6 protein-coding genes are annotated in these 5,077 nt (G+C 57.3%); 1 reads left to right on the top strand and 5 read right to left on the bottom strand.

Annotated features, from left to right (window positions below; genetic code table 11):
• Both ACWVCN_RS12885 and ACWVCN_RS12880 read right to left on the bottom strand, forming a co-directional pair.
• On the bottom strand, nt 1–422 hold a 422-nt coding region (locus tag ACWVCN_RS12885; protein ID WP_455246227.1), incomplete at its 3' end, for a hypothetical protein.
• Nucleotides 370–1,140 carry a DmsE family decaheme c-type cytochrome gene (locus ACWVCN_RS12880; protein ID WP_455246225.1) on the bottom strand — a complete coding sequence of 257 codons (771 nt, stop codon included), beginning with the start codon at nt 1,138–1,140 and terminating at the stop codon, nt 370–372. The genes ACWVCN_RS12880 and ACWVCN_RS12885, both read right to left, overlap by 53 nt.
• Before the next feature lie 388 nt (nt 1,141–1,528).
• On the opposite strand from ACWVCN_RS12880, the gene ACWVCN_RS12875 reads away from it, so the two are divergent.
• Complete coding sequence (locus ACWVCN_RS12875) at nt 1,529–2,020, top strand: thermonuclease family protein (RefSeq protein ID WP_455246224.1); 492 nt, start codon at nt 1,529–1,531, stop codon at nt 2,018–2,020.
• On the opposite strand, the gene ACWVCN_RS12870 is transcribed toward ACWVCN_RS12875, so the two are convergent.
• The 3 genes from ACWVCN_RS12870 to ACWVCN_RS12860 form a co-directional block, all read right to left on the bottom strand.
• Nucleotides 2,010–2,630, bottom strand: coding sequence for a class GN sortase (locus ACWVCN_RS12870; RefSeq protein WP_455246222.1), 621 nt, complete (start codon nt 2,628–2,630; stop codon nt 2,010–2,012). The genes ACWVCN_RS12875 and ACWVCN_RS12870 overlap by 11 nt on opposite strands.
• Nucleotides 2,627–4,729, bottom strand: coding sequence for a marine proteobacterial sortase target protein (locus tag ACWVCN_RS12865; RefSeq protein ID WP_455246220.1), 2,103 nt, complete (start codon nt 4,727–4,729; stop codon nt 2,627–2,629). The genes ACWVCN_RS12870 and ACWVCN_RS12865 overlap by 4 nt, the downstream gene beginning before the upstream one ends.
• A 96-nt stretch (nt 4,730–4,825) precedes the next feature.
• The coding region (locus ACWVCN_RS12860; protein ID WP_455246218.1) for a hypothetical protein at nt 4,826–5,077 on the bottom strand (252 nt) is incomplete at its 5' end.

The following is a 5,077-nucleotide window of genomic DNA, read 5'->3' as shown; positions in this document are numbered from 1 at the left end:
CCCGCGCTCAGGGAAAATGATCCGTCGGTTCTAGTCATATTCCTCCCGCCTAACTCGAGAAATCTGGTCCCCAATGAGTCTTCCGCCTTAAGCCGCAGGCTTGGGATGGTAGGCTTCCCTGAGAGATCCCGATACTCAAACAACGTCGGTGAACCGGTGTTGCCGCTCAGTGTCTGTGATCCAGCTTCCACTTCTCCTTCCAGCCGGAACGGCAACGTTTCCTTCCAGTGTGGAAACGGCCCGCTTTCCTCACCGCGGACCTTCCCGACCCCGCACAAGGTTGTCAATGCGATGATACCGGCCATCCCTATGAGAAGGCTCTTCACTGGATGACGGTGCGAGATGATCTCTTCGGTCTCTGCATCGCCATCAGCGTGTGAAGGCAAAGCCCGAAGGATGGTTGGAGCCGTGGATATTGACATGGCAAGACAGGCATGCGCGGCCGAGCATCCGCCGGTCGGCCAAGCCGCCCGGCAACCCGAATGCAGTGGACGGATGCCCCGCTTCATTATGGCATTGTTGACAGAGCCGCGGCGGCCGTATGCGCAGAAGCCGCGGATTGTTACTACCATGAGCCACGTGACACGTGGTGCAATTCTCCCGGACCGGCGGGTGTTCATATAGAAATGGTCCTCTGCGATCGGCGTGGCACCGATAGCAGTTTTCGTTCACGCTGTTTTCCTGAATGAGGGATTCCGTCAGCGAGCCGTGGACATTGTGGCAATCGGCGCATTGCATCTTGCCCTCACGAACCGGCATATGCGCCCAGTTGAATGCCATTGCAGTCTTGAGGGCATGACACTGACTGCACAGTTGCAGCTGAGAGGGTGCTTTCAGATTGGCATGTCTGGTTTGGGCGTTGTGTACCGAATGGCAGGAAACGCACGAGATATCCCGCAGCTCATGAGCGCTCCCTTGCCAGAAGAGGCGCCGCCCTTTCGTATGACACTGCAGGCAGACGGCATTCTGGCTCACAGCGGACCGCGGAGAGTTCTGGCCGAATGAGATAATCGCAGAACGGTCGGCATAGTCCTGAAGGTGTAGGCTCCCAGGCCCATGACAGGCTTCGCAGCCATGGCGCTGCAGATCCGTGCGAGCCACCGACGTGAGCAGAATCTTCCCGTGCAGGGTGGATTCCATTCTTTGTTGATGCTCGGCATGGCATTCAAGGCAGGTTTGAGTTCCGAGGTAGGCGGCATCCTTGATTGTAGGGGGTACAACCGATTCGCTGAGCCGCTGGTCAAGCGAGCAATGCCATAGGACCGAAGCAAGGAGAATGCTGGCAAGTCCGCTCAGCCTGATCCATCTGTGTCTGTGCTGGCCTAGCTCTTCCCGCACCTAAGCCCTCCCGTAGCATCTTCAGGAGATCATGTTATCGATAAGAAGTGGCCGCCATCTTCTTGAAAAAGCCTCGATTGGTCAAGTCGATATCGACCGGAGGAAATATATGCCAGAGGGCGGCGTTTAATCTTTGACAAATTAGAGCAATTTGCTTCGGCATTCCATGGTCTCGATGTAGCATGGGGACATGATGAAACACACACTCACAGTTGCGCTGTTGACCCTCGCGTTTGCCGTCAATGGAGTCCCGAACTCGTGGGCGGACTTTAAGGCCCGAGTTGTTACGGTTCATGAAGGCGATAAGGTGACGATTCTTCATGGCGGGCGAACGGAAAAGATCTTCTTGAAAGATGTCGATTGCCCGGACCTTCAACAGCCTTATGGTATGCAAGCCAAACGGACGACGGCTGCCTATATCGCGAATCGCATCGTGACGGTGCGGGGTGTTCAGCGAGACGTTAAAGGACGGACGACGGCCGAGATTCTTCTCCTGGACGGCCGCAACGTTGCCCATGAATTGGTCAAGGAAGGATTGGCATGGGCTAGAAAAGATACTGCGGGTGGGAGAAAGCTCGCTGATGTCGAGCGGCTCATACGCGCGGAACGAAAAGGGCTCTGGTCAGATCCCAATCCCGTGCCTCCGTGGAAATGGAAATTAAAGGGAAAAGTCAAACGCTGATCTCCCTAGTGGGGGAGCTCATTTCGTCCTCGGATTCTGCAGTCACCACATATCGCAAAGGCCCTCCTGCACCAATAGCATCAAAGGGATAGCACGTCACAAGGATAAGCCGGTTTCCTCCAGGCTCGAGCCTAATGGAAGTCTTCCGAGAATCGACGATCTGGATATCCTGAATCAAGTAACGCCGACTCTTCCCACCAGCTGATTCGATGACGATCTCGTCATGTCGCGTGAGCCCTCTGAGAAGCCGAAAATGCGTATCACGATGACCTGTGAGTATTGTCGTCCCGCTCGATCCAGGGAACGCGCTCGATTCGGCATAGCCTGGCCCAAAGGCCAATGTGCGACCATAGGCGCCGTTTAAGACGATCAGGTCGATATGTTTGCCCGGTACGGTCATCCTGGCAACTGGCCAGGTATCAGCCCAGGGCCAGGGTTTCACATCGGTTTCACCTGAAAGGGTGCGGGACCAGGCCCGCTGCAGAAGAACCTGCGCGAGCCTCGCCTTTGCATAGATCCACGATCCTTCCCCAATCTGCCACAGTCCGATAGTGAGGAGGCAGGTTGTCAGCACGGTCAGCGTACGGCAATTAGGCCTGATCTGGTTCATGCGATGCACTTTCTATAGCTCCACACCAACCACGATATCGCGAGCGCTGCCAACCCAACGAGCAGTTGCAGCTGCCCGCTCGTGGCCGTCTTGGGAAGACCGAATATGGCCTGGTAGTCCTGCCCCTCCGGCAGGTTCGTTTTTAGCGCATGGCTCATCAATGATTTGTCTGTCGGCCGGATTGGTTCGATATCAACTGCGACGAGGCTCGTGTACTTGCTGACCAGGTGGTGTGCCAGCGCCACATTGAGCACGGTTTGTCTGACGGCAACATCGTCTTGCCCATGCTTCTGTTGATCCATCAGTGCTGCGATTTTCTGGCGGGCCCAGTACACGGAGACACCATCTCGTTCATGGTTGGTTCGCAGATCCAATGTCCTCGACCATGGCGAAGAACCGATTGAGCCGACAATCGTCACGTGGTCAATTGCGGTAGGGGATCTCATGGCGACGACGATCGGTTCTCCATCGTAGAGATCCGGAACTTTTCCCGGGAACATCTCCGTCTCGGCGGAGAGCCCGTCGATACGGATATCCGTCAACACCGGTCGTTCGAGTTTGCGGAAGATGGCATCCATCTGTTCCTTCACTTCGCTGGTGCTGCCGATGTGCGTAAACGTCCCGCGGCCGAATTCCGCCGCCTTACGCATGAAGTGGCTGTTCGGTGCCGATCCAATGCCGACCGTGAAGAGTCGGCCGGTTCCCAAGTGGTCGCGGATTGCGTCGAACAAATCGTTCTCTTTGCCGACCTGCCCGTCCGTCAAAAACAGGATCTGCCGGAGGTGGGAGAGAGGCGCCGCTCCCTTCAGCGCCATCTTGAGGGCCGGGAGAATCTCCGTGCCGCCATTGGCCTGGAGCCGTTCGACGTAATGGATCGCCCGTTTGAGATTGCCCGGCGTCACTGGCTTGGGTTCTAAAAAGAGCACGTGCGTGACGCTGTTGAACTGGATGATGTTGAACCGGTCCTGTGCCGTCAATCGGTTCAAGGCGAGTAACAAGGCCGCTCTGGCCTGTTCGATCGATGTGCCGGCCATGGAGCCTGACGTATCGAGGACAAAAATCGCTTCGCGGGGAACCTGAGTCAATGGCTGATCCGAGGAAGGAGGTGTAACCATCAGGAGAGCATAGGCATGGTCTCCCTCGAACTGACGGTAGATGGTGGCCGTTGGTGCCTGACTCGCTGCCGGCGTCCATTTCAACTGAAAGTCGCGATTGGCTGGTACGTGATCGGCCTTCAGTGTGATGTGTTTGCGGCCGTCCGGTTCCGCGATCGTCAGGATCTCGTGGTAAGAGGATTCCACGTTGCCGATGGGAAAACCGGCAGCCAGGTCGATGGACAGGCTGACCGAGTTGATCAGCCCATGATCTGGATGACGCACCGGAGGGGTGATGCGAGAAGCGTCTGGAACATGATCCGTATTGAGCGACCAGCCCTGACCAGGCGGCTGATCTTCGATCACGAGAGGAGTCCCCGGGATGTAGCGAGGCCCGACGACCATGGGGAACCGGAGTGAAAACGTTCCGTGATCGTACGCCACCGTTTCCTGATACTCGATCTCGACGGTGATGCGGTCGCCCGGTGCGATATTGGCAACGGAGGTGGTAAAAATATTCGGCCGTTCCTGCTCGACGAGGCTCGCGCGCTTCCCTTCCTGTTTGGCCTGCTCGTAGACCTTCTTCGCCTCGGCCCGTTCCTTGATCTCGCCGACGATGGTCCGTTCACCGACCTTCATGCGCAGATGATCGACTGCCGCAGTGTCCGGCAAGGGGAAAACATAGACCCCTTCGGCCCAGTCGTCCTTCTCGCGGCTCGGATTCATGAATTCTTGGGTGAGCGTTGTTCTTGCGATGATGCCGGTTACGGAAATCTTGACGTCCGTCTTCAGCATCGGCGCGGGACGGTACCGGCCTGCTTGGGTTGTCCTAAAGAGCAGGCTGCCCTGTGTCACGTCCTTCAGGGCCATGGTCTCTTCCGGGATCGTCGGCTCTGCCCCGTAGGCCAGAAGAATGGGGAGTCCGCCACTCCAGGAGAGGAGAACGATGAGAAGGGTGATCCAAAGCAGGCATCCGGGAGGCATAGTGTGTCGTGCTATCGTCATGCGGTCCTCGTTTCGTGGGGTGTGGAACATGGAGTGACTCCTGTCCGAGCTGGCTCCCGCACGGCTGGAGCCGTGCAGGAGCAGAACGCCTGAATGCTAGCTGCCGGATGTTGGGTCGAAAGTGGTGATGGTCTTCGGCCCTTCCGGCTCCGAGGCACTGGCGGAGGGAATGAGGCTGTCAACGACGGAGTTGGCGTCGTCGGTCTGTGTTGCTGGTTCGACGGAGGCCTGGGTCGTCTCAGCCTCAGAAGGCGTGTCGATGGTCGGGATTACCTCAGCGATTGGGGCTGGGGCTTCCACGACCGGTTCGACCATGTGTTCCTGACCGATCGTACGGATCTCAAGGTG

The sequence above is a fragment of the Petrachloros mirabilis genome (assembly GCF_975968855.1).
Note: the sequence above shows the minus strand (reverse complement) of the source record. Positions and strands in the feature narration are given on the sequence as shown.